The 21,083-nt window shown below is 66.4% G+C and carries 21 protein-coding genes; 3 read left to right on the top strand and 18 right to left on the bottom strand.

From position 1 onward, the window contains the following. Window positions 1-21 precede the first annotated feature (21 nt). The 6 genes from ACYU98_RS00705 to ACYU98_RS00680 all read right to left on the bottom strand — a co-directional run bounded on the left by ACYU98_RS00705 (window position 22) and on the right by ACYU98_RS00680 (window position 5,976). Window positions 22-1,107 (bottom strand): BMP family lipoprotein, encoded by a 1,086-nt coding sequence (locus ACYU98_RS00705; protein WP_460466254.1) that lies wholly within the window; start codon window positions 1,105-1,107, stop codon window positions 22-24. A 160-nt stretch (window positions 1,108-1,267) separates the two neighbouring features. Next, window positions 1,268-2,473 carry an amidohydrolase gene (locus tag ACYU98_RS00700; RefSeq protein WP_460466253.1) on the bottom strand — a complete coding sequence of 402 codons (1,206 nt, stop codon included), beginning with the start codon at window positions 2,471-2,473 and terminating at the stop codon, window positions 1,268-1,270. Between the two features lie 18 nt (window positions 2,474-2,491). Next, complete coding sequence (locus ACYU98_RS00695; protein ID WP_460466252.1) at window positions 2,492-2,866, bottom strand: barstar family protein; 375 nt, start codon at window positions 2,864-2,866, stop codon at window positions 2,492-2,494. Further along, window positions 2,863-3,396, bottom strand: coding sequence for a guanyl-specific ribonuclease (locus ACYU98_RS00690; protein ID WP_460466251.1), 534 nt, complete (start codon window positions 3,394-3,396; stop codon window positions 2,863-2,865). The genes ACYU98_RS00695 and ACYU98_RS00690 overlap by 4 nt, the downstream gene beginning before the upstream one ends. After that, on the bottom strand, window positions 3,396-4,973 hold the full coding sequence (locus ACYU98_RS00685) for an acyl-CoA mutase large subunit family protein (RefSeq protein ID WP_460466250.1): 1,578 nt from the start codon (window positions 4,971-4,973) through the stop codon (window positions 3,396-3,398). The genes ACYU98_RS00690 and ACYU98_RS00685 overlap by 1 nt, the downstream gene beginning before the upstream one ends. Before the next feature lie 82 nt (window positions 4,974-5,055). Further along, on the bottom strand, window positions 5,056-5,976 hold the full coding sequence (locus tag ACYU98_RS00680; RefSeq protein WP_460466249.1) for a type IV toxin-antitoxin system AbiEi family antitoxin domain-containing protein: 921 nt from the start codon (window positions 5,974-5,976) through the stop codon (window positions 5,056-5,058). A 254-nt stretch (window positions 5,977-6,230) separates the two neighbouring features. Here ACYU98_RS00680 and ACYU98_RS00675 point away from each other — a divergent pair, with 254 nt between their 5' ends. The 3 genes from ACYU98_RS00675 to ACYU98_RS00665 all read left to right on the top strand — a co-directional run bounded on the left by ACYU98_RS00675 (window position 6,231) and on the right by ACYU98_RS00665 (window position 9,541). After that, window positions 6,231-7,298, top strand: coding sequence for a quinone-dependent dihydroorotate dehydrogenase (locus ACYU98_RS00675; RefSeq protein WP_460466248.1), 1,068 nt, complete (start codon window positions 6,231-6,233; stop codon window positions 7,296-7,298). Between the two features lie 83 nt (window positions 7,299-7,381). Beyond that, window positions 7,382-8,512, top strand: a complete 1,131-nt coding sequence (locus ACYU98_RS00670) for a glycosyltransferase family 4 protein (RefSeq protein WP_460466247.1) — start codon at window positions 7,382-7,384, stop codon at window positions 8,510-8,512. A 27-nt stretch (window positions 8,513-8,539) separates the two neighbouring features. Further along, window positions 8,540-9,541: a glycosyltransferase family 4 protein gene (locus tag ACYU98_RS00665; RefSeq protein WP_460466246.1), complete on the top strand. Its 1,002-nt coding sequence runs from the start codon at window positions 8,540-8,542 to the stop codon at window positions 9,539-9,541. On the opposite strand, the gene ACYU98_RS00660 is transcribed toward ACYU98_RS00665, so the two are convergent. The 12 genes from ACYU98_RS00660 to ACYU98_RS00605 all read right to left on the bottom strand — a co-directional run bounded on the left by ACYU98_RS00660 (window position 9,437) and on the right by ACYU98_RS00605 (window position 21,029). Beyond that, window positions 9,437-10,438: a glycosyltransferase family 2 protein gene (locus ACYU98_RS00660; protein WP_460466245.1), complete on the bottom strand. Its 1,002-nt coding sequence runs from the start codon at window positions 10,436-10,438 to the stop codon at window positions 9,437-9,439. The two genes, ACYU98_RS00665 and ACYU98_RS00660, sit on opposite strands and share 105 nt — an antisense overlap. After that, on the bottom strand, window positions 10,435-11,289 hold the full coding sequence (locus ACYU98_RS00655; protein ID WP_460466244.1) for a polysaccharide pyruvyl transferase family protein: 855 nt from the start codon (window positions 11,287-11,289) through the stop codon (window positions 10,435-10,437). The genes ACYU98_RS00660 and ACYU98_RS00655 overlap by 4 nt, the downstream gene beginning before the upstream one ends. A 114-nt stretch (window positions 11,290-11,403) precedes the next feature. Further along, window positions 11,404-12,141 (bottom strand): succinate dehydrogenase/fumarate reductase iron-sulfur subunit, encoded by a 738-nt coding sequence (locus tag ACYU98_RS00650; RefSeq protein WP_460466243.1) that lies wholly within the window; start codon window positions 12,139-12,141, stop codon window positions 11,404-11,406. Window positions 12,142-12,199: 58 nt separating this feature from the next. Beyond that, window positions 12,200-14,179, bottom strand: coding sequence for a fumarate reductase/succinate dehydrogenase flavoprotein subunit (locus ACYU98_RS00645; protein ID WP_460466242.1), 1,980 nt, complete (start codon window positions 14,177-14,179; stop codon window positions 12,200-12,202). 16 nt (window positions 14,180-14,195) lie between these two features. Further along, the gene (locus ACYU98_RS00640) at window positions 14,196-14,912 is read right to left on the bottom strand and encodes a succinate dehydrogenase cytochrome b subunit (protein WP_460466241.1); all 717 of its coding nucleotides are present in this window, start codon (window positions 14,910-14,912) and stop codon (window positions 14,196-14,198) included. Window positions 14,913-14,960: 48 nt separating this feature from the next. Continuing rightward, a complete protein-coding gene (locus ACYU98_RS00635) occupies window positions 14,961-15,473 on the bottom strand; it encodes a 2'-5' RNA ligase family protein (RefSeq protein ID WP_460466240.1) in 513 nt (170 codons plus the stop codon). A gap of 4 nt (window positions 15,474-15,477) precedes the next feature. Beyond that, window positions 15,478-16,491, bottom strand: a complete 1,014-nt coding sequence (trpS, locus tag ACYU98_RS00630) for a tryptophan--tRNA ligase (RefSeq protein WP_460466239.1) — start codon at window positions 16,489-16,491, stop codon at window positions 15,478-15,480. A gap of 50 nt (window positions 16,492-16,541) precedes the next feature. Next, window positions 16,542-17,342, bottom strand: a complete 801-nt coding sequence (locus ACYU98_RS00625) for an HAD-IIA family hydrolase (RefSeq protein ID WP_460466238.1) — start codon at window positions 17,340-17,342, stop codon at window positions 16,542-16,544. 7 nt (window positions 17,343-17,349) lie between these two features. Further along, window positions 17,350-18,456 (bottom strand): glycosyltransferase, encoded by a 1,107-nt coding sequence (locus ACYU98_RS00620; protein ID WP_460466237.1) that lies wholly within the window; start codon window positions 18,454-18,456, stop codon window positions 17,350-17,352. Between the two features lie 7 nt (window positions 18,457-18,463). Continuing rightward, window positions 18,464-19,051 carry a phosphatase PAP2 family protein gene (locus tag ACYU98_RS00615; protein ID WP_460466236.1) on the bottom strand — a complete coding sequence of 196 codons (588 nt, stop codon included), beginning with the start codon at window positions 19,049-19,051 and terminating at the stop codon, window positions 18,464-18,466. Next, entirely contained in the window at window positions 19,048-20,079 is a 1,032-nt protein-coding gene (locus ACYU98_RS00610; RefSeq protein ID WP_460466235.1) for a hypothetical protein, read from the bottom strand. Before ACYU98_RS00610 ends, ACYU98_RS00615 begins: the two co-directional genes overlap by 4 nt. Next, window positions 20,076-21,029, bottom strand: a complete 954-nt coding sequence (locus ACYU98_RS00605; RefSeq protein WP_460466234.1) for a glycosyltransferase family 2 protein — start codon at window positions 21,027-21,029, stop codon at window positions 20,076-20,078. The genes ACYU98_RS00610 and ACYU98_RS00605 overlap by 4 nt, the downstream gene beginning before the upstream one ends. Between the last annotated feature and the right edge of the window lie 54 nt (window positions 21,030-21,083).

Genomic DNA, 21,083 nt, shown 5'->3' with positions numbered 1-21,083 from the left:
ACCAACGAAAATGCTGGCCGATCAGCTGGTCGGAACCTTGATCGAACCGCTCTCGATGTCCTTGCTCAGGGCGTCGAGCTTGGCCTTGATGTCGTCGATGTGACCACCGGTGCTGGAGAGCTTCACGCCGCCCGCCTTGAGGTCATAGATCTGGTTGCCGGCCTTGAAGCTGCCGCCGTGGACGTTCTTCAGGAAGTCGAGCACACCCACGTTCACACCCTTGACCATCGACGTCAGGATGACGCTGCGCGAGGCGGCCGGAGCGGTCAACGCCTGGTCGGAGTCGACACCGATGGCCCACTTGCCAGCGCCCGCAGCCTTGGTGGCCTCGAACACACCGTCACCGGACTTGCCGGCCGCGGCGTAAACGACGTCAGCACCGGACTGGTACATGCCGGCGGCTGCGGTCTTTCCCTTGGCCGGGTCGGCGAAGCCGGAGAAATCACCGTCCGGGGTGAGGTACTTGACGTCGACCTTGATGTTCGGCTTGACCTTCTTCGCGCCGGCGAGGTAACCAGCAGCGAACTTCTTGATCAGGCCGGTCTCAACACCACCGACGAAGCCGATGTGGCCGGACTTGCTCTTCAGCGCCGCCGCGGCACCCGCGAGGTAGGAGCCCTGCTCCTCGGTGAAGGTGATCTGGTCGACGTTGGCGCCCTTGGAAGCGTCCGACGCGTCGTCAACGATCGCGAACTTGACGTTCGGGAACTGCTTGGCAACCTTGCCAACCGCGGTGGCGTAGGTGAAGCCGACCGCAACGATTGCGGTGTTGCCGGCCTGGGCCAGCTGCTGCAGACGGGCCACGCGAGCCGCGTCGTTCTCACCGTTGGTCGCGGCGACTTCGGTCGGCTTGATGCCGAACTGCTTCTCAGCCTGGTCCAGGCCCTCGGCAGCCGAGTCGTTGAACGAGTGGTCCCCGCGGCCACCCACGTCGTAGGCCATGCCGACCTTCAGCTGGCCAGCCGCGGCGGTGCCGGTTCCGCTCCCGGTGCCCGAGCCAGCAGGGGTGCTGCTGTCGGAGCTGTTCTTGTTCGAGCCGCACGCGGTCATGCCGACCGACAGCAGGGCGACGGCCGAGGTAACGGCCAGCTTTTTCACCGATCGCACGGTGTCTCCTTCTTGTGGTGTGGGATCCCCCATGCGGTCGACTTCCTCTTCGACCGCAGGGAGGCGCCGGGGTTCACGCGGACCCCCGGTCGGCCAGGAGTTTACCCACGGTTTACCTACCGGCCCGACCCGAACCGGGCAGCCGTTATGGGACTGATGCCTACCGCTGTGGTCGGACCAATGCGGCGCCCGCGAGGAGTTTGGCCGCAATCCCGATCGCCCGCTCGTCCACCACGAGATCGCCTTGGTGCAGTTCGTACGTCGCGCCGCCGGGTGTGCGGGTGCCGAGCCGGGCCATCGCGCCGGGGATGTCGCGCAACATCCAGCTGAAGTCTTCGCCGCCCATCGACTGCCGGGTCGGCACGACGGACTTGCGGCCGACCATTCGTACGCTCGCCTCCGCCAAGGCGTCGATCGCGGCGCCGTCGTTGACGACCGGCGGCACCCCGCGTACGTGGCGCACGTCAACCTGAACGCCGTAAGGCGCCGCGATCTGCCGGATCACCGGCGCGACCACCGCTTCGACGCCCTCCCAGGCCAAGGCATCCAGGATGCGCAGAGTGCCGTGGGCCTCCCCCGTCGCCGGGATGACGTTGGCGGCATTTCCGGCGTTGATCTGGCCCCACACCAGCGACGCACCAGCGCGCGGGTCGAGCCGACGGGACAACACGGCCGGGGTGTCGCTGACGATCTTGGCCAGCGCGTAGACGACGTCCTGGGTCAGGTGGGGGCGCGAAGTGTGGCCGCCGCGCCCGGTGACGTTGACGTGGATCGCATCGCAGGCCGCAGTGATCGGGCCGGTCGCCAGACCGACCGTTCCCACATCGATGCTGGGGTCGCAGTGCACCGCGAAGATCCGGTCGACGCCTTCCAGCGCGCGCTCCTCCAACACCGTGTGAGCTCCGCCGGGAACGACCTCCTCGGCGGGCTGGAAGATCAGGCGTACGGCGATGCCCGCACTCTCTAGCGCAGCCTCGTTGCGCTTGAGCGCCAAAGCGGCGCCGAGCACAGCAGTGGTGTGGACGTCGTGACCGCAGGCGTGGCAGGCGCCCGCGACCAGCGAGGCGTATTGCAGACCGCTGCGTTCGGGAACAGGCAAAGCGTCGAGGTCGGCGCGCAGCGCACTGCGGAACTCCGGCTGCGCGGGCCCGACCTCGGCGACCAGGCCGGTGCGCTCAAACGTGCGAACAGCGATCCCGTGCTCGCGCAGGATCTTTTCGATCCGAGCGGTGGTCTGGTGTTCCTCGAAGGACAACTCCGGCATGCGGTGGATCTGCCGCCGCAACTCGATCAGATCGGGCTCCAACAGCGTGACGTCATCGGCAATGAGCTCGAGCAGGGATTTGGTCGCTTCAGTTCCAGTCATCGTCACAAAACCCTGATTCTAGGCTCGGGTTGCGACAACCAGGAACGGGTGGGCACCGAGCTCGACCCGCTCGGTGAAGATGTCGCGGACCACCTCGCGATCTTGCGACTCCAGGTGGTGCGCGCCGCGCAGCAACACCAGGGTGCCTTGTTCGTCCTGAACGTCGTCCATGCAGTCGGCCAGGGCGTCCCAGTTGTGGCCGAAGTGGTCTGGCAGGGGGAACGCCCGCTGACACAACTGCAGGAACGCCGCCTTGCTGGTCGGCTCGGTGATCGCGAGGTCGACCAACCGCCACCCTGCCCGCTGCGCCAACCCCTGAATATCGTCGCCGCTGCGGTCGGTGCGAAACACTCCCGAATCACGCTTCTCGAGCGCCTTCACCAGCGTGGTCATCGGGTGATCCTCCGAAACGATCGGTAGTGGTCATCGGTGTAATACATCGTGCCGTCCTTGCCCTGAATGATCCGGCGAGCGCCGCGGTCAGAGGACCCTGGGGTCACCACGGTGTACTCGCGGTAATAGCCAGATCCCTTGCGGGGCAACAACTTCTCCCGGTTCGAGAAGACCCCGTCGTCGTTCTTGTACGGGTAGGGTCCGCCGGCGTCGATCAACCCTACGGTCGTCTTGGCTTGCTGGGGCAGATCGGTGTAGGCGATGGTCGCGAGACCGTCCCGCGCAGTGGTCGTGGCCGGGGCCGCGCCGTGGGTGGTCGGGGCCGCGCCGTGGCCGGTCGTGCCCTGGGCCGGGCCGGGGCTGGTCGAAAACCACCCGACGGTGGTCGCGCTCGACCCCGTCGACGTCGCAGTCCCGCAGCCGGCGAGCGCCGCCAGGAGCACGAGCAACAGAACCCCGACACCAATCGCCATGAAATGGCGACCGACGAACGACGCGCGGCGCTGGGTCTTGCGAATCGTCGCGCTCATCAGAACTGTTCACGGGGGACGTACATCCCCCACACGTCGCGCAGCGCCTGGCTGACTTCTCCGCCGGTGGCGCGGGCGGCGAGCGCCTCGCGCATCGGGTAGAGCAAGTTCTCGCTGCCTTGCGCGGCCTTCCGGATGGCGTCGAGTCCGCGCTCGACGCCGTCGTTGTCACGCTCCTTGCGCAACGTCGCCAGGCGCTCGGCCTGCTGGGCTTCGATCGTTGGGTCGACCCGCAGCGGTTCATAGGGTTCGTCCTGGTCGACGGTGAACTTGTTGAGACCGACGACCGTTCGTTCGCCGCGGTCGATCTCCAACGCGATGTCGTAGGCGCTGCGCTCGATCTCGGACTTCTGGAAGCCCTCCTCGATCGCGTGGACGGCCCCGCCCTTGTCCTCGACCTGCTGCATCAAGGCGAGCACCGCCTCTTCGATGTCGTCGGTCATCGACTCGATGACGTACGAACCGGCAAACGGGTCAACCGTTTTCGTCACATCGGTCTCGTAGGCGATGACCTGCTGGGTGCGCAGCGCGAGGCGCGCGGCTTTGGCGGTTGGCAGCGCGATGGCTTCGTCGTAGGAGTTCGTGTGGAGCGACTGAGTTCCGCCCAGCACAGCGCCGAGGCCCTGCAACGCCACCCGCACCATGTTGACCTCCGGCTGCTGCGCGGTCAGCTGCACACCGGCGGTCTGGGTGTGGAAGCGCAACATCTGCGACTTGGGGTTCTTCGCGCCGAACTCCTCGTGCATGATGCGCGCCCAGATCCGGCGCGCCGCCCGGAACTTGGCGATCTCCTCCAACAGAGTCGTGCGAGCGACAAAGAAGAAGGACAACCGCGGGGCGAAGTCGTCGACCTGGAGGCCAGCGGCCTGGGCGGCCCGGACGTACGCCTTCGCGTTGGCAAGCGTGAAGGCCACCTCCTGCACGGGCGTCGCGCCGGCCTCGGCCATGTGATAGCCACTGATCGAGATGGTGTTCCACTTCGGGAGGTTCTGCTGGCAGTAGGCGAACACATCGCTGGTGAGGCGCAGCGACTGTTCCGGCGGGTAGATATAGGTGCCCCGCGCGATGTATTCCTTCAGGACGTCGTTCTGGATGGTGCCGGTCAGCTTGTCCGCCGTGATTCCCTGACCCTGCGCTGCAAGCTGGTAGAGCAGCAGGAGGGTGCTGGCGGGGGCGTTGATCGTCATGCTGGTCGAGACCTCGTCGAGCGGTAGCCCATCGAAGAGCACCTGCATGTCGTCGAGGCTGTCGATCGCCACCCCGACCTTCCCGACCTCGCCGTGGGCCAGCGGGGCATCCGAGTCGTAACCCATCTGGGTCGGCAGGTCGAAAGCGACGCTCAACCCGCCGGTGCCGTTCGCTACCAGTTCTCGGTAACGCTGGTTGGACTCCTTCGCGGTGCCGAACCCGGCGTACTGGCGCATGGTCCACGGGCGACCGGTGTACATCGACGGATAGACACCACGGGTGTACGGGTATTCCCCCGGCTCTCCCAGCCGCGTCGCCGGGTCGAAACCGGCGATGGACGTGGGGTCGTACAACGGCTCGAAGGGGAGCCCAGACTCAGTTGTAGCCATGGGGGCACCTTATCGGCGGGCGCGCCGACGCCGCGGTTGTCCGCCACTTCGCTGCGGACACGCCAGCGAGATGGCGGACAAGTCAGCCGGTCCAGCCCCCGGCGCGCAACGCTCGGCGGATCTGCTCATAGAACCGGTCATCGCATTCCCACACCGCCAGGGTCGTGATCCGCAACAGCTGGCGCCCCTGCAACACGCTTTCGTTGTCCTTCAACCGGTCAGAGGTTGCTCGGTCGGGCCGTAGGTGCTGGACTCCATCGATCTCAACGGCCAATCCGTAGGCCGTCCATGCCACGTCAAGGTAGAACCGGCCGCTCGGGCGACGGAGGACAACCTGCCGATCTGGACTTGGCAGCCCGCGCCGCCGACACTCGGCAGCGAAATCCAGCTCGGACAACGATTCGCAGCCGCCAGACAACTCATCGACGACATGGCGTACGAGGCCCGCCCGCGAGCGGCGGGGCAGCGCGGCGGCCGCCTCGGCGAGCAACTTCGTCGGTACCAGGCGTTGTTGAGCGGTCATCGCGAGGATCGTCGCTGCGGCACGGATCGAGCGCGCCCAATAGGCAGCCCGTACGGCGGCCACTTCAGGCGGCGTTACCCGTAGCCCGTCGAGCCGAACAACCTGGTTTGCGTCCCAAGAGCGCAACTCGTGGGCGACGATGCCGCGGGCTGCTCGCCGTCGAGCTCCCTTGGGTTGGCTGACGTGGATCACCTGATCGTCCCACCCACTGAGCCCATAGAGAAGCAGCGCGGTCACCCCGTCCAAACAAGCTTGCGGCGGGAGGTTCACCAGCACCCGCCGCAGGTCGGCGCGCTGATTGGGCGGCGCACCGACAATGCGCAACGCTCGGTGATCAACCGCGACCCGACCAGCGGCCACCTCCCTGGCGACCATCGACCGATCGATGCCGAGGGCGCCAACCTCCGCCCGGCTCACGACCCCGCCTCGGTCCTCGGCCAACCGAACCATCCGGGCGCGCGCCCGCGTATCGATACCCATCGGGGGAGGTTGCGGCCGGCGTACTACCAAGAAAAGCGATGCCCGCCCAGCGGTGGATAACTTGCGGTAGCGGGGATGCTGTGGACACCGCGGTTGTCCGTCACTTCGCTGGGGACACGCCACCGCGATGGCGGACAAGTGCCTCGGGGGGTGCGCGGTTGTCCGCCACTTCGCTGGGGACACGCCAGCGAGATGGCGGACAAGTGGTGGGGCGGGCCAGCGGGCGCGGCGCAGACCCTCGTACGGTTAGATCCGTGGCTGATCTGCGAACGACCGTCTTCGACCTTGGATACCGCGCGTTGCGCCCCGCCCTCTTTCGCAGCGGAGGTGGTGACCCGGAGACCGCGCACCACCGCACGTTGGACCAGGTACACGCCCTTGGCGAGCGCCCCGCGGCGCTGAAGGCCCTCAGCGCGGCAACGGCAGTGCGTACGACCCCGGTCGAGGTCGCCGGGATCACCTTCCCCAGCCGGGTGGGCCTCGCAGCCGGCGTCGATAAGGACGGGGTGGGCGTGAAGGCGTGGGGCGCACTCGGCTTCGGCCACGTCGAGCTGGGCACCGTCACAGCCCACGCACAGCCGGGCAATGACAAACCGCGCTTGTTCCGCGCGGTCGAGAGCCACGCGGTGATCAATCGCATGGGATTCAACAACAAGGGCGCTCAACACCTCGCGGACACTCTCCGGCTCGCCGGCCCGATCGCCATTCCGGTCGGCGTATCCATCGGCAAGACGAAGGCGACCCCGGTCGAGGAGGCCACGGCCGACTACCTCGCGTCGCTCACCGAGTTGGACGGCCTGGCCGACTACGTCGCGGTCAACGTCAGCAGCCCGAACACCCCTGGCCTTCGTTCGTTGCAGGACAAGGAGCCGTTGGCCGAGCTGCTGGCCGAACTGGTGACCGCATCAACTCGGTTGGCCGCGGCCCGACAGGCCTCCCCCACGCCGATCTTCCTCAAGATCGCGCCCGATCTGTCTGATGGGGCGATCGATGACGTGCTCGAGGTCGCCCAACATGCCGACGTGAGCGGGATCATCGCCACCAACACCACCCTGCGCCGCGACGGCCTGGTCGGCGCGGACTGGAAGCTCGCGGACGAATCCGGTGGCCTGTCCGGCGCACCCCTCACCCGGCGAGCGCGCTACGTCGTCGGCCGCGTCGCCGGCCGCACTCAACTGCCGGTGATCGGCGTCGGCGGAGTGATGAGCGACGACGACGCCGAGGCGTTGATCGACGCCGGCGCCACGCTGGTGCAGGTCTACACCGGGTTCATCTACAGCGGGGTCGCACTGGTCAGCGCCATCAACGCACGACTGGGGTGACGGCACGGGTGTTCACGTAACCCTCACCGCACCGTCCGTACGGCGTTCACCCGCATTCAACCCGCCGCCGCCACGCTCAAGGTGTGCGAGTAGCGATCGTGACCGAGTCGTTCCTGCCCAGTCTGAACGGCGTCACAACCAGCGTCTGCCGGGTGTTAGATCACCTGGCTGACAGCGGGCATGACGCCGTTGTGATCTGCCCGGGACCGGCACCTGCCACCTACCGCGGGTTCCCCGTGCACACAGTCACCGGCATCACGGTGCGCCAGTTCCGGATCGGTTCGCCGGTCGCCGAGGTGCAGCGAGTGCTAGATCGATACCGCCCCGACGTGATCCACGCGGCCTCCCCGTTCGGCCTCGGCTGGCGTGGACTAGCCGCCGGACGCAACCTGGGCATCCCGACCGTGGCGGTCTACCAAACCGACATGCCCAGTTACCTGGCGCAGCATGCCGGCCCGTTGAGCGCTCAGATCAATACAGCGTCGTGGCGCTGGATCCGACACCTGCACTCCCTGGCCGACGTGACCCTCGCGCCCTCCTACGCGACGCTGCACGATCTGCAGCGGCACGGGGTGCCGCGTTCCGCGTTGTGGAGCCGCGGCGTCGACACCGACATCTATCACCCGAGGTTGAAGAACTCTGCCGCCGTACGCTCGCTGCGCGCCTGCGTCGCACCGCGCGGCGAGATGATCATCGGCTACGTCGGCCGGCTCGCGCCGGAGAAGCAGGTGCATCGACTCGCCGAAGCGGCCGATCTGGCCGGAACCTCGCTGGTCATCGTCGGTGATGGCCCGAGCCGTTCTCGGCTGGAGCAGTTGCTGCCCAAGGCCCATTTCCTCGGGTTCAAACAAGGACTGGACCTCGCGCAGTCCTACGCAGCGCTCGACATGTTCGTCCATACCGGTGTCAACGAGACCTTCGGGCAGACACTCCAGGAAGCGATGGCCGCCGGGCTCCCGGTGGTGGCTCCCGCGGCAGGTGGCCCGTTGGACATCGTGAAGCCTGGTGTCACCGGGTTCCTGTTCGACCCAGCCATCCCAGGCGCCCTTCGGCAGAGCCTCGGCACCCTGGCGTCAGATGAGGCGATGCGCGCCCGGATGGGCGAAAGCGCCCGGCGCAAGATGGAGTCTCGTTCTTGGTCCGGCGTTTGCGATGAGCTGCTGGACTACTACGGCGCGGTGATCAGTCCGACGTACGGCCGCCGCGCCGCCTGAGCCCGTCACGGCTGCTTGACTGTGGCTGTGCATCTCCTTGTCGACGACCGATGGACCGGTGACCACGGCATCGCTCGCTACTACCGGGAGGTGCTCAGTCGGCTGCCGATGGCTGGCCATCCGGTGCGTTCCTCGGGCGATCCAATCTCTCCTCGTGGCCTCGCGACGTGGGAGGCAGCCACCTTGCGGGCCGGCCGACGGCACCGCGGCGCAACGCTCTGGTCGCCCGGTTTCACCCCCGCGATCGGTTGGGGCGGACCGCAGGCAATCACCGTCCACGACCTCATCCACCTTGATGTCGCCGCCGAGTCCAACTCGCGCAAGCGGCTCTATTACCAGCAGGTGGTGCGCCCGCTCGTCCGGCGCAGCCCGGTCACCTTCACCGTGTCCGAGTTCTCTCGGCAACAGTTGGTGCAGTGGAGTGGTGTCGACCCCGAGCAGATCGTCGTGACCGGCAACGCCACTGACCCCAGCTTCCGCCCAACCGGACCACGCTTCGATCCCGGTTTCCGTTACCTGCTTTACGTAGGCAACCGGAAACCGCACAAAAATCTCGACCTCCTGTTGCGGACCCTGCAGCGGATGCCGGACGACAGGGTTCGATTGGCCCTCAGCGGAACACCCGATGCCGCTCTCACCGGCCGGGCCAATGAACTGGGGGTCACCGATCGGGTGCACTGGTTGGGACGCATCGCCGACGCGGACCTTCCCGCGGTCTACCGCGGCGCCGAGCTGTTCGTATTTCCCTCGGAACACGAGGGATTCGGCATTCCAGCGATCGAGGCGATGGCCTGCGGAACCCCCGTGCTGGCCGCCGACCGGACCAGCTTGCCGGAGGTAGTCGGTGCCGCCGGTCTCATCGTGGACCCCGATGACGAGGACGGCTGGCTCAGCGCGACGACGGAGGGCCTGTCCAACCCCGCGCTACGAGCCGATCTGGCCGCTCGGGGTATCCGTCGGGCCGCCGATTTCTCGTGGGACACCGTCGCCGCCCAAGTCGTCGACGGATTGCGCCGACTCGGCGGCTGAACCGATCAGGACGGCTGCCGGGAGCGTCCCCGTCCGGATCCACCGCAGGTGACCGTGCAGGTGAGCCACCCGGGTCAGGCCGTCGCGCAGGGCCGGGCGGATGGCCGGCCGCTCGCCGCGAACGACCTTTGCGGCGTACGTCGGGAAGAACCCCGCCACGTCGAGCGCTAGCCGTCGCGGCGCGCTGCGCTGCGCGAAGACCTCCGGATAGCGGTGCCAGACAACGAACTCGGCCAAGCCAGACAGGTACGTCTTGCGCAGAATCGTGCGGGTTCCGCGCGTCACACGGAAGTAGACGACCATGTCAGGGGCGAACCCGATGCGCCCACCTGAGGCAGCCACGCGGCGGGAGAAATCGACATCATCCATCCCATAGGACGGCAAGCCTTCATCGAAGCCGCCTACCGAGAAGAACATGTCGCGCCGAACACCAAAATTGCACCCCAGCACGGCCCGCCCGGTCGAACCGACCAACAGCCCTTGGGGATTCAAAACGACCGAATCGGTCTCGAACGGTTCGGTCAGCTGTCGGTTTCGGCCGCCGACCACATCGTGCCTGCCCAATGCTTTGGCCCCAGCTTCGAGCCACCCGGGGCCGACGACATCGTCTGCATCACAGAAGAGCAGCAGAGGGGCCAGAGTGGCCGTGGCCCCCACGTTCCGCGCCGTGCACGGCGACCGATGGCGACTCGCATCGACAAGCCGAATCGACACGTCGTGATCGGTTGAGCGACTCCGGACGATCCGAGCCGTCTCGTCGGTCGACCCGTTGTCCGCGACCACGATCTCCCACCGCAATTGGGTGCGTTGCGCCAGCAGGGCGTCCAGTTGGGCGCCGATTACCGCACCCGCGTTGAACGCCGGGATCACTACTGAGACATCCGGTCGGCCTGTCACAGCGATCGCCGCGGACCCGGATACGCCGCGAGCAGCTCGGCGCGCCGCTGGTTCCAACGCCGCAACGGAGCCGAGCGCAATCGACCAGCCAACACCTGGTCCGCTGCATCAACCAGCGCCAGCGGCTTCGCTTCGACACCGAACGCGGAGTAATAGTCCGCGAACTTGTAGGCCCCACCAATCACCTTGTCGGACATCGGAGTCCAGTGATTCGGCACACCCATCGCCTCTGCGACGATGAGCCCGTGCAAGCTCGAGGAGAGCACCACCTCACTGGCTGCAATGTCCGCGGTGACGTCACGTGGGTGTCGAAGGACATCGATCACGTGCACCTGTGGAAGTCGGCGACGCAGCTCGCTGACCATGGGATCTTCGAAGTCGACGTAGTGCGGCACCACCGACAGCGGGAATCGCTTGGTGACGCCGACCAGGTCGGGGAAGACCGCGTCGACCAGCATGCCCGGGTCACCCAACGCGATCGACCGACGGCCGGCGGCCGCGCGCATTCGTTCCCGCGACAACTCCCCGCGTACGGCGTGCAGTCTGACTGGTGGCCCAGCCCATGATCCGCCGTCCTCGATGAAGCCCGAGCCCCAGACGTGCGGGCGCAACCGGTTTGTCGACTGCTCGAGCCATTCGAGAATCGAGCCCAGCGAAACGAGATCAACCTGGCTCAGCCCCGATTGCTTCAGGGTCGCCCCGAAGACATGCCGCAGCACCAGCGGGCTGAGCTGATCGCCGAAATTCCCTTGCTGGTCTTCTGGCCCACCCGCGTAACCCAATCGCAGCCCGGCTACGCGCCACACCCCACGAGGGGTTCCCCAGCGCCGTACCGAGGATTTAAGATCCACGGCGCCAGTCTGTCGGCAAAGCCGCTGGCCAACCGGGGATTCGGAAGAACTGCTATGAAACGAGGACGGGGCCGACTCCGGTGAGGAATCGGCCCCGCTCTCACAAACTGTGTGTCAGCGCTTCTTTGCCGCGTGGAAATCGTGGTTCAGCTGGTTGATGACATCCAGCGGGATCTCTTTGGGGCAGGCTGCGGCGCACTCACCGATGTTGGTGCAGCCACCGAAACCTTCGAAGTCGTGCTGGTTAATCATCGACACAACCCGGGCATCGCGCTCGGCCTGGCCCTGGGGAAGCTCACCGAGGTGGGTGATCTTCGCACCGAGGAAGAGCATGCCGGACGCGTTCGGGCAGGCCGCTGCGCAGGCGCCACAGCCGATGCAGGTCGCGGCGTCGAAAGCCCGGTCAGCCTTCGGCTTGGACACCTGGAGGTTGTTCGCCTCGGGGGCCGCTCCAGTGTTGACCGAGATGAATCCGCCGGACTGAATGATCCGGTCGAACGCGGAACGGTCGACAACGAGGTCACGGACCAGCGGGAAGGCCGACGCACGCCACGGCTCGATGGTGATCGTCTCGCCATCGGTGAACGAGCGCATGTGCAACTGGCAGGTCGTGGTGACCTCGGGGCCGTGGGCCTCGCCGTTGATCATCAACGAACACATCCCGCAGATGCCCTCACGACAGTCGCTGTCGAACGCGACAGGCTCCTCTCCCTTGCCGATGAGCTCCTCGTTGAGGACGTCCAGCATCTCCAGGAACGACATGTCCTCGGAGATGTTCGACACCGGATAAGTGACGAGTTGGCCCGCGGTGTCGGGGTTCTCCTGGCGCCAGATCTTCAGAGTCAGGTTCATGACCGGGGTCCTCTCAAAGTATCGGAGTGACGAAGGAACGTAGAACTTTGTGGGGTGGTCACTTATAGCTCCGTTGCTTCAGCTCGATGAAGTCATAGACGAGTTCTTCCTTGTGCAACACCGGGGCGCTATAGGCGCCGTTGGCGTCGCCCGCGAACTCCCAGGCCGCGACATAAGCAAACTCGTCGTCGTGGCGCAGGGCCTCGCCGTCCTCGGTCTGACTCTCTGCCCGGAAGTGACCACCACACGACTCGCGGCGGTGCAATGCGTCGATGCACATCAGTTCGCCCAGCTCCAGGAAGTCGACGACACGGCCGGCCTTCTCCAGCGACTGGTTGAGGGTGTCAGCCGAACCCAGGACGCGTACGTTGCGCCAGAACTCTTCGCGCAGCGAACGGATGAGGTCGATCGCCTTGCGCAGACCTTCTTCCGAACGCTCCATTCCGCAGTACTCCCACATGATGTGGCCGAGTTCCTTGTGGAAGGAGTCCACCGAACGCTCACCGTTGATCGAGAGCAACTGCTGGATGCGGTTCTCAACCGACTCACGAGCCTCGACCACGGCCGGGTGGTCTTCGGCGATCGGTTCGTACGGTCCGCTGGCGAGGTAGTTGCGGATGGTGTTCGGCAACACGAAGTAACCGTCAGCCAAGCACTGCATCAGCGAGGACGCGCCCAGGCGGTTCGCGCCGTGGTCGGAGAAGTTCGCCTCACCGACCGCGTAGAGACCCGGGATGGAGGTCTCCAGGTCGTAGTCGACCCACAAGCCACCCATCGTGTAGTGCACCGCCGGGTAGATGCGCATCGGTACGACGCGCGGGTCTTCGCCGGTGATCCGCTGGTACATGTCGAAGAGGTTGCCGTATTTCTCGTCGATGGCCCCGCGGCTCATCCGCGAAAGGGCATCGGCGAAGTCGAGGTAGACCCCGCGTCGGAAGTCACCGACGACCGGTCCGACCCCGCGGCCCTCGTCACACATGTACTTCGCCTGCCGGGAGGCGATGTCACGGGGAACCAGGTTTCCGAACGCCGGGTAGATCCGCTCCAGGTAGTAGTCGCGGTCCTCCTCGGCGATGTCGCGCGGGTCCTTCTCGCAGTCTTCCTTGCGCTTGGGAACCCAGATACGCCCGTCGTTACGCAGCGACTCCGACATCAGCGTCAGTTTGCTCTGGTGATCGCCGGACACCGGGATGCAGGTCGGGTGGATCTGCGTGTAGCAGGGGTTCGCGAAGTGCGCGCCCTTGCGGTGGGCTCGCCACGTCGCGGTGACGTTGCAGCCCATCGCGTTCGTCGACAGGAAGAAGACGTTGCCGTAGCCACCCGAGGCGAGCACGACGACATCAGCGAGGTGGGTTTCGATCTTGCCGGAGACCATGTCGCGGGCGATGATGCCGCGGGCCTTGCCGTCGACCATCACCAGCTCGAGCATCTCGTGACGGGTGAACTGCTGGACAGTCCCGGCCGCGACCTGCCGCTCCATCGCCTGGTAGGCGCCGATCAGCAATTGCTGACCCGTTTGGCCACGGGCGTAGAAGGTTCGGGCCACCTGCACGCCACCGAACGAGCGGTTGTCGAGCAGGCCGCCGTAGTCGCGGGCGAAGGGAACGCCCTGCGCGACGCACTGGTCGATGATGTTCGTCGAGACCTCCGACAGGCGGTAGACATTGTCTTCGCGCGAGCGGTAGTCGCCACCCTTGACCGTGTCGTAGAACAACCGGTAGGTGGAGTCACCGTCGTCGTTGTAGTTCTTCGCGGCGTTGATGCCGCCCTGGGCCGCGATCGAGTGGGCGCGACGCGGGCTGTCCTGATAGCAGAAGGACTTCACGTGGTAGCCCGCTTCGCCCATGGTGGCGGCGGCGGAAGCGCCGGCGAGGCCGGTGCCCACGATGATGACCGACAGCTTGCGGCGGTTACTCGGGTTGACCAGCTTGTTCTCGAACTTGGCCTTCGTCCATTTCTGGTCGACCGGGCCGGCTGGCGCCTTCGTGTCGGCGATCGGGTCGCCGAGCGTGTACATGTCGTCAATGAGTTCAGTCATGTGGAATCGCTAGCCCTTACTTGATGACGCCGAAGAGGATGAACAGCGGCGGCAACACGAAACCGATGGAGATCACAGCCGCCACAACGGCCGCAGTGAGCTTGATCGTCTTGCGGCGCTCGGGGCTGCTGGCCAGACCCAGGGTCTGCGACGCGCTCCAGATGCCGTGGTGCAGGTGCATCGCGAGAGCTCCCATCGCCAGGACATAGATCAGCGTCAGCCACCAGGTGTCGAAGCTGTGCACGATCAGCTGGAAGGGGTTCGAAGTGATCGCCGCACCCTGGCCACCAGAGCCGACATTGATCTTGACGACGGTGAATTCCAGCAGATGCCAGATCAGGAAGAGCAGGATCGTGATGCCGCCCCAGCGCATCCACTTGCTGGAGACAGAGGCCGCAACGGCCTTCTTGACGGCGTATTTCTGCGGTCGGGCCTTGTTGGCTCGCTTCCACAGCTCCGCAGCGCTGTAGACGTGGGCGACCAGTGCCACCAACAGCACCACTCGGAGCACCCAGAGCAGACCGCCATACGGGAGCATCGGCTCCCCGAACGTACGCAGATGCTCGGCGTAGGTGTTGAAGGCAGTCTCACCGGCGAACGCCTTGAGGTTGCCGTACATGTGCAGCAGGACAAAGGCGACGAAGATCAGGCCGCTCGCAGCCATCACCGTCTTCAGGAAGATCGAGCTCCCAGCCTTGCCCGTGCGCTTCGCAGGAAGGGTTTCAGTTGCCACGAACCGCAGCGTATCGCCACCGGTTTTCGCCGGTGCGGTTAGGCGCACCTATCCGCGCAAGGCGAACCGGCGTACGGACTCCCAGACTCCGTCGTCATCCTGCAGGTAAAGGTCGAAGGCGGTGACCTCGAAGGTGGCGCGAAAGTCCGACATCTCGTCGAAGGCCTCTTCGAGGTTGTCCTCCGGAACGTGGTGGGCGATCGTCACGTGCGGGTGGTAGGGGAAATCCAGCGGACGCTCCACGGTTCGCCCGCGTACGTCGCTCTGCAACGCCTCACACTGACCGATTCCTTGGGCGACCGCGATGAAAACGACCGGCGAGACGGGCAGGAAGGTGCCGGTGCCGTTCAGCATCATCCGGAACGGCGGGTGCTGGGCGGCCACCTTCTCCAGATCGGTGACGAAGGCGTCGAGCGACATCCGTTCGACGCGGGTGGGCGGCAACAACGTGACGTGCGGTGGGACGGCGTCAGCCAGCGGGTCGCCGGCCGCGTGGCGCGCAGCGGTGAGGCTCGATCCGTACGGTTCCGGGATCGGGATCGAGACGCCGATAGTTCTCATCGGTTCACCGTGCGGGCAGGAAGCCCACGGCGTCGTAGACCTTGGCCAAGGTGGGCGCAGCAAGGCCACGAGCGCGTTCGGCGCCGGTAGCGAGGATGTCGTCGAGCTGACCGGGGTCGGCCAGATAGGTCTCGACCCGTTCCTTGAAGGGCGCCTGCACCGCGACGAAGAGGTCGGCGACATCGCCCTTGAGCGAGCCGTATTTGTTCTCACCGGCGTAGCGATCGACGAGCGTGTCGACCGACTCCCCGGAGAATGCCGAGTGAATGCGCAGCAGGTTGGCGATGCCCGGCTTGTTCTCGGGGTCCCATCGCACTGCGTTGTCGAGGTCAGTGACCGCAGCCTTGATCTTCTTGATGTTCGCCTTGGGTTCGTCGAGCATCATCAGGTTGCCGCGCTGGTCATCGGCCGACTTGCTCATCTTCGACGCGGGTTCCTGCAGCGACATGATCTTGGCCGATTCGGCAGGGATGTGCGGCTCCGGCACCACGAAGGTCTCGCCGTACCGGGCGTTGAATCGCTGCGCCAGGTCGCGCGTCAGCTCCAGGTGTTGGCGCTGGTCTTCGCCAACCGGAACGCGCGCGGCGTCGTAAAGAAGGATGTCGGCGGCCATCAGCATCGGGTAGGTGAACAACCCCACGGTGGTGCCCTCGGCGCCGCGCTTGCCGGACTTGTCTTTGAACTGGGTCATCCGGGACGCCTCGCCAAAACCGGTGAGGCAGTTGAGGACCCACGCGAGCTGGGCGTGTTCGGGAACGTGGGATTGCACGAACACCGTCGCTCGCGACGGGTCGATGCCACCGGCGAGATACTGCGCCGCGGTGACCCGGGTGCGGTCGCGCAGGTCCGCCGGATCGGGGTTGACGGTCAAGGCGTGTTCGTCGACCACGCAAAAGATTGCGTCGAAGTCGTCCTGCATCTTGACCCAGTTGACCTGCGCCCCGAGGTAATTGCCGAGGTGGAGGGAATCGTGGGTGGGCTGCATGCCCGAGAAGATGCGAGGTTTCGCCAAGGTCATGCGGTCATCCTGTCAGGACTTCGCGGTTCTGCTCCACCAGGGTCGGCGGCTCACGCCGGAGGTGCGAACTCGTCGACGAGGCCGACCACGTCGGCGATGGAGTCGACCACCCGGGTGGGCACGAACGGGTAGCGATCGACCTGATCCCGACTAGTTGACCCGGTCAACACCAAGATGGTGCGCAGCCCCGCTTCCAAGCCACTGACAATGTCGGTGTCGAGTCGGTCGCCGATCATCACCGTCGTCTCCGAGTGCGCCTCGATCCGGTTGAGGGCGCTGCGCATCATCAACGGGTTCGGTTTGCCGACGTAGTAGGGCTCCACCCCGGTCGCTTTGGTGATCAACGCTGCGACAGCACCGGTCGCCGGAAGGGTGCCACTGGGTGAGGGGCCACTCGCGTCAGGGTTCGTGGCGATGAACCGCGCACCGTTCTCGATCAACCGAATCGCGCGGGTGATGGCCTCGAAGGAGTAGGTGCGGGTCTCCCCCAGAACGACATAGTCCGGGTTCCGACTCGACATCACGTAGCCGACGTCGTGAATGGCCGTGGTCAGACCTGCTTCGCCCACCACATAGGCCGAGCCTCCGGATCGCTGGTCGTCCAGGAACTTCGCCGTGGCCAGGGCGGAGGTCCAGATCGCCCCTTCGGGGACGTCAATCCCACTGGCGTGCAACCGCGCCCGCAGATCTCGCGGGGTGTAGATCGAGTTGTTGGTGAGCACCAAGAACTTACGACCGGTCTGCTGCAGCCGCTCGAGAAACTCGGCCGCTCCGGGAATCGCGTGTTCTTCGTGGACCAACACACCGTCCATGTCGGTGAGCCAGGACTCGACAGGCTTACGGGTCGTCATGGCGCCATTATCGCCGACGGGCCACACTCTGCTCCAACTGCGCGACTGCGGTCCGGATGGACTCAATGAACAACTCTTCGGAGAACTGCTGCGCGTGGTCGGCAACAACGGTTCGGGAGAGCGGCCGCTCGGCCAGCCTGCGTACGGCGGTGGCGATCGCCCCGGCGGACGGGTCCTCGAAGAAGTAGCCGCTGACACCGTCGACGACCGTGTCGAGATAGCCACCGGCATGCAGGGCCAGGGTGGGGGTGCCGAAGGCCGCAGCCTCCACCACAGTGAGCCCGAAGTCCTCGTAGCTCGGCGCAATCAAGGCCTTCGCGTGGGCATAAAGCCACCGCAACTGGGTTTCGGGCACGCCCTGCAACAACACGCAGCGCGCTCCGAGGCGGTCCTGGAGGCGCGCCGCGAGCGGCCCACGCCCCACGATCACCAATTGCTCGTTCGGCAACTGGGCGAAGGCTTCGACTGCCCGTTCAACGTTCTTGTAGGGCAGCAGGCGTGACACCAGCAGGTGGAAGTCTGGCCACTGCGCCACTCGCGCGACCGGTTCCTGCGCACCCCGCAGGTCGACGGTGTGGGGTGGATGCAATACGTCGGCGTCCCGACCGTAGAGCTGCTGGATGCGTCGCTGCACGACACGTGAGTTGGCCAGGTAGCGGTCCGCCGAGGCGGCGGCGCGTTGGTCCCAACGACGCAGTGGCGGCGTCAGAGCGTCGAGCGCCGGGCGCAACAGTCCTGCGCGGTCGCCGAGGTACTCGTCGGCGAGGTAAAGCCAGCGCGCCGGCGAGTGGCAGTAGACCAACTTCTTCCCACTGGTGGGAAACCCGTGAGCCCAGCCGGATGAGGAGGCGACCACGACGTCGGCGTCTATCCGTACGCGGTCGGAGACCGGCGCAAGAACTGGCAACGCCGCGCGATGATTGTTGCGCACCAACGGAATCCGGTTCAGTGGAGAGACCCGGATGTCAGCGTCGCGAAACTGCGGGAAGGTGCTGTCCGGGGCGTAGAGCGTCGTGTGGACCGGCGCCCCCGGGAAGGCCTTCATCAGCGACAGGACAACGCGCTCGGCACCACCGAGCTGGGTGAGGTAGTCGTGGGCAATCGCTATGCGCATGGTCGTGTCAGTATCTCCCCGGCTGTCGCTGCGGGGTGAGCAAATCCAACAGGCTCAGGAGACCGACCGCGACCGCCACCGCGCCGAGGGTGTCACTCGCACGGTGGACCAACAGCATGGTGTTGCCGACCATGGCGGCCGCAACCAAGAACAGACATGCGGCGGTGGTGAGCCGGTCGGCAGTCCGGTCCAAAATCACCGCCACTAACGGCGTAGCGGCGAGCGCCACGTGGGTCGACGGGAAGCTGTTCACCGGGAAGCCGCCGTGGTCGCCGAGGTAAGGACGCGGCAACACCTCGCGCAGCGCATAGACGAGCGCCACGGTGGCAGCCCATCCGATGACGGCCAAAGCGCCGGCGCGCCAGCGTCGGCGCAGGAGGAAATGGCCGAGCAACACGACGCCAGAAACGACCGGCAGCACTCGTCGTACGAACTGCCCGAACGCTTGGGCGCTGGAGTGTGGAACGTGACCGCCGAGCGCCCACAACTCGTTATCCATCTGCTGGCCGGCGGCAGTGCATACGAAGACGACGTAGGTCACGGCGAGCACGCCAAGCGCGGCCCAGAGGCGCCGACGCCGATGGTCTGAGGTCACCCGACACGCTCGAGCGCGGCGGCAACGGCGGCTGCCGGTTGGGTGCTTGGGCTATGCCAGGCCGCCGTGGGCTGCTCGCCCCACGGGGAGAGTTCATAGCGCCGCCAGAAGTCACGAACCCAAGTCGGCGGATCAGGGTGGGCCACCCAGGACGGGAGCCCCCGATGGGCTGCCTCCAAGGTGCCGGTCGAGAAGATGCTGACCACCGGACGCCCCAGCTCGCTCAGGGATCGGCCTGAACTCTCGAAGCTGATCCCGCCGCGGCGCATCGCGGCGTGCATCGCGCGCGACAGGGCGTCGGTCTCGTTCGGATGGGGCCGGTAGTCGACGTCCTCGGCCCGGGCGAAGTCCCAGTAGGTGCGGAAGGTTTGCCGGCGCGGCAGTTCGGTGCCGTGCAGTTGACCGAGCAACACAGGTCGCTGGTCGAGCAGCTGAACTGGCGGCAATTGCGTTGCCTGCCAGAGCAATTCCGACCCAACGATCTCGGTCGTGACATCGGAGCGCCCGTTCGACCAGTAGTCGGCGTCGTCCGCTGTCCACGCCAGCAGGTGGTCCCCCGCGGCGGCCGGCGGCGACCAAGGCGTAAGCAGACCATGTTGCGCCACGCAGAAGCGGCGGTCGTGGGCCTTGGCCCATTGAGCCACCGGCCCACTCACGTCGAGGTAGGAGCCGAGCGACAAGACACTCTCGGTCGTCGACGGAAGGTCGACGATCCCGGTGTAGGGCCGCCGTTCCCAGCTGCCGGTCGCCGGCAGATCGGGCTGGTCCAGGCTGGTGAGGACGGCGGTCGTCCTGGGGTCCAGGTGCGCCAGCGGCGCATGGCCAGCAGCCCTGCAGCTCGGGGTGAGCAAATCGACAACGACAAGGGTCTGAACCGGGCCGGTGGGCAGATGCAATTGGGCCGCCGGTGGCTGTGCCGGGGCGCGGCGCCGACGAATCGCGCGCAGCAGGCGGTCGGGGCGCCGTTGGGCGCGCTGCCATTGCTGCCAACTCCCTAGATCGTCGAACCGCATTCCGCCGCGGGTCATCGGTGCTCCCCTTCGTGAAGTGGTCGAGATGTCGGACCGCCGGCCGGGAAGCGGCCGGTGCGGACGAGGAACTCACCCTCCCAGAGTCCCTGGGCGACCCCGAGCCGAGTCGCGATCACCGCCCAGTCGCGACGGGCCGCAGGGCGACCAAGCATCCGCGCCGCCGCCAGCGCCGTACGCGGTAGGTCTGCGCGCCAGGCTTGGCCACGCAGGTGTGGCGAGGTGGCTTGCAGTTGATGGCGGGCGACGAGTTGCTGATGGCCCCGCCCGGCCACCCGGGCGCGTCGGTAAACCGAGCGCAGATCGCCGCGGGCGCGAATCGCCAGCCGCATGCCTGGCGCCCGGGCGATCAAGAAGTCGTTGCGTTCCAACCGAATTGCGAGGTCGTTGTCCTCGTTGCCGGTCACCATCGTGGGGTCATATCCGCCGACCGCGGCATACGCAGAGCGCCGGATCGCCAGGTTCCCGCCGAGCACGATCGGATAAGGCGCCGGCTCGCGGCGCGGTTGGACCGGTCCTCCCGGCAGCGCGACCAGGTGACCCGCCCAGATCCGGTCGACATCGACGAACGCACTCGACGGCAGGGTCACGTCGGCACCGCATGCCACCTCGGTCTTCCCCAGGGCGGCCGCACCAGCGGCCACCCAGTCGGGCCCGACGACATCGTCGGCGTCGCAGAAGAGCAGCATGGCCGCATCACTGGCGGCGACTCCGACATTGCGCGCGTAGCCCGCGCCGGCCGCCGCGTTGGCATCGACCGAACGCAGCCCGGGCGTTCGGCCAAGCCAGCGTTCGAGACAGTCCGCCAGGCGGTCCGTAGAGCGGTTGTCGACGACGACCACCTCGAACGGCGGAGTGCTTTCCTGCCGCGCGAGGGCCTCGAGTTGCAGGTCGAGGGTGGCAGCGGCGTTGTGGCAAGGAATGACAACAACGACGTCGTAGCTGGTCATCCGGCACCTCCCCCTCGTCACCTGTTCCTATTATTGGCGCCGTGGGTCTGTCAG

This window comes from Calidifontibacter terrae, from assembly GCF_054778835.1.
The sequence above is the reverse complement of the archived record's forward strand: the minus strand, read 5'-3'. Positions and strand labels throughout refer to the sequence as shown.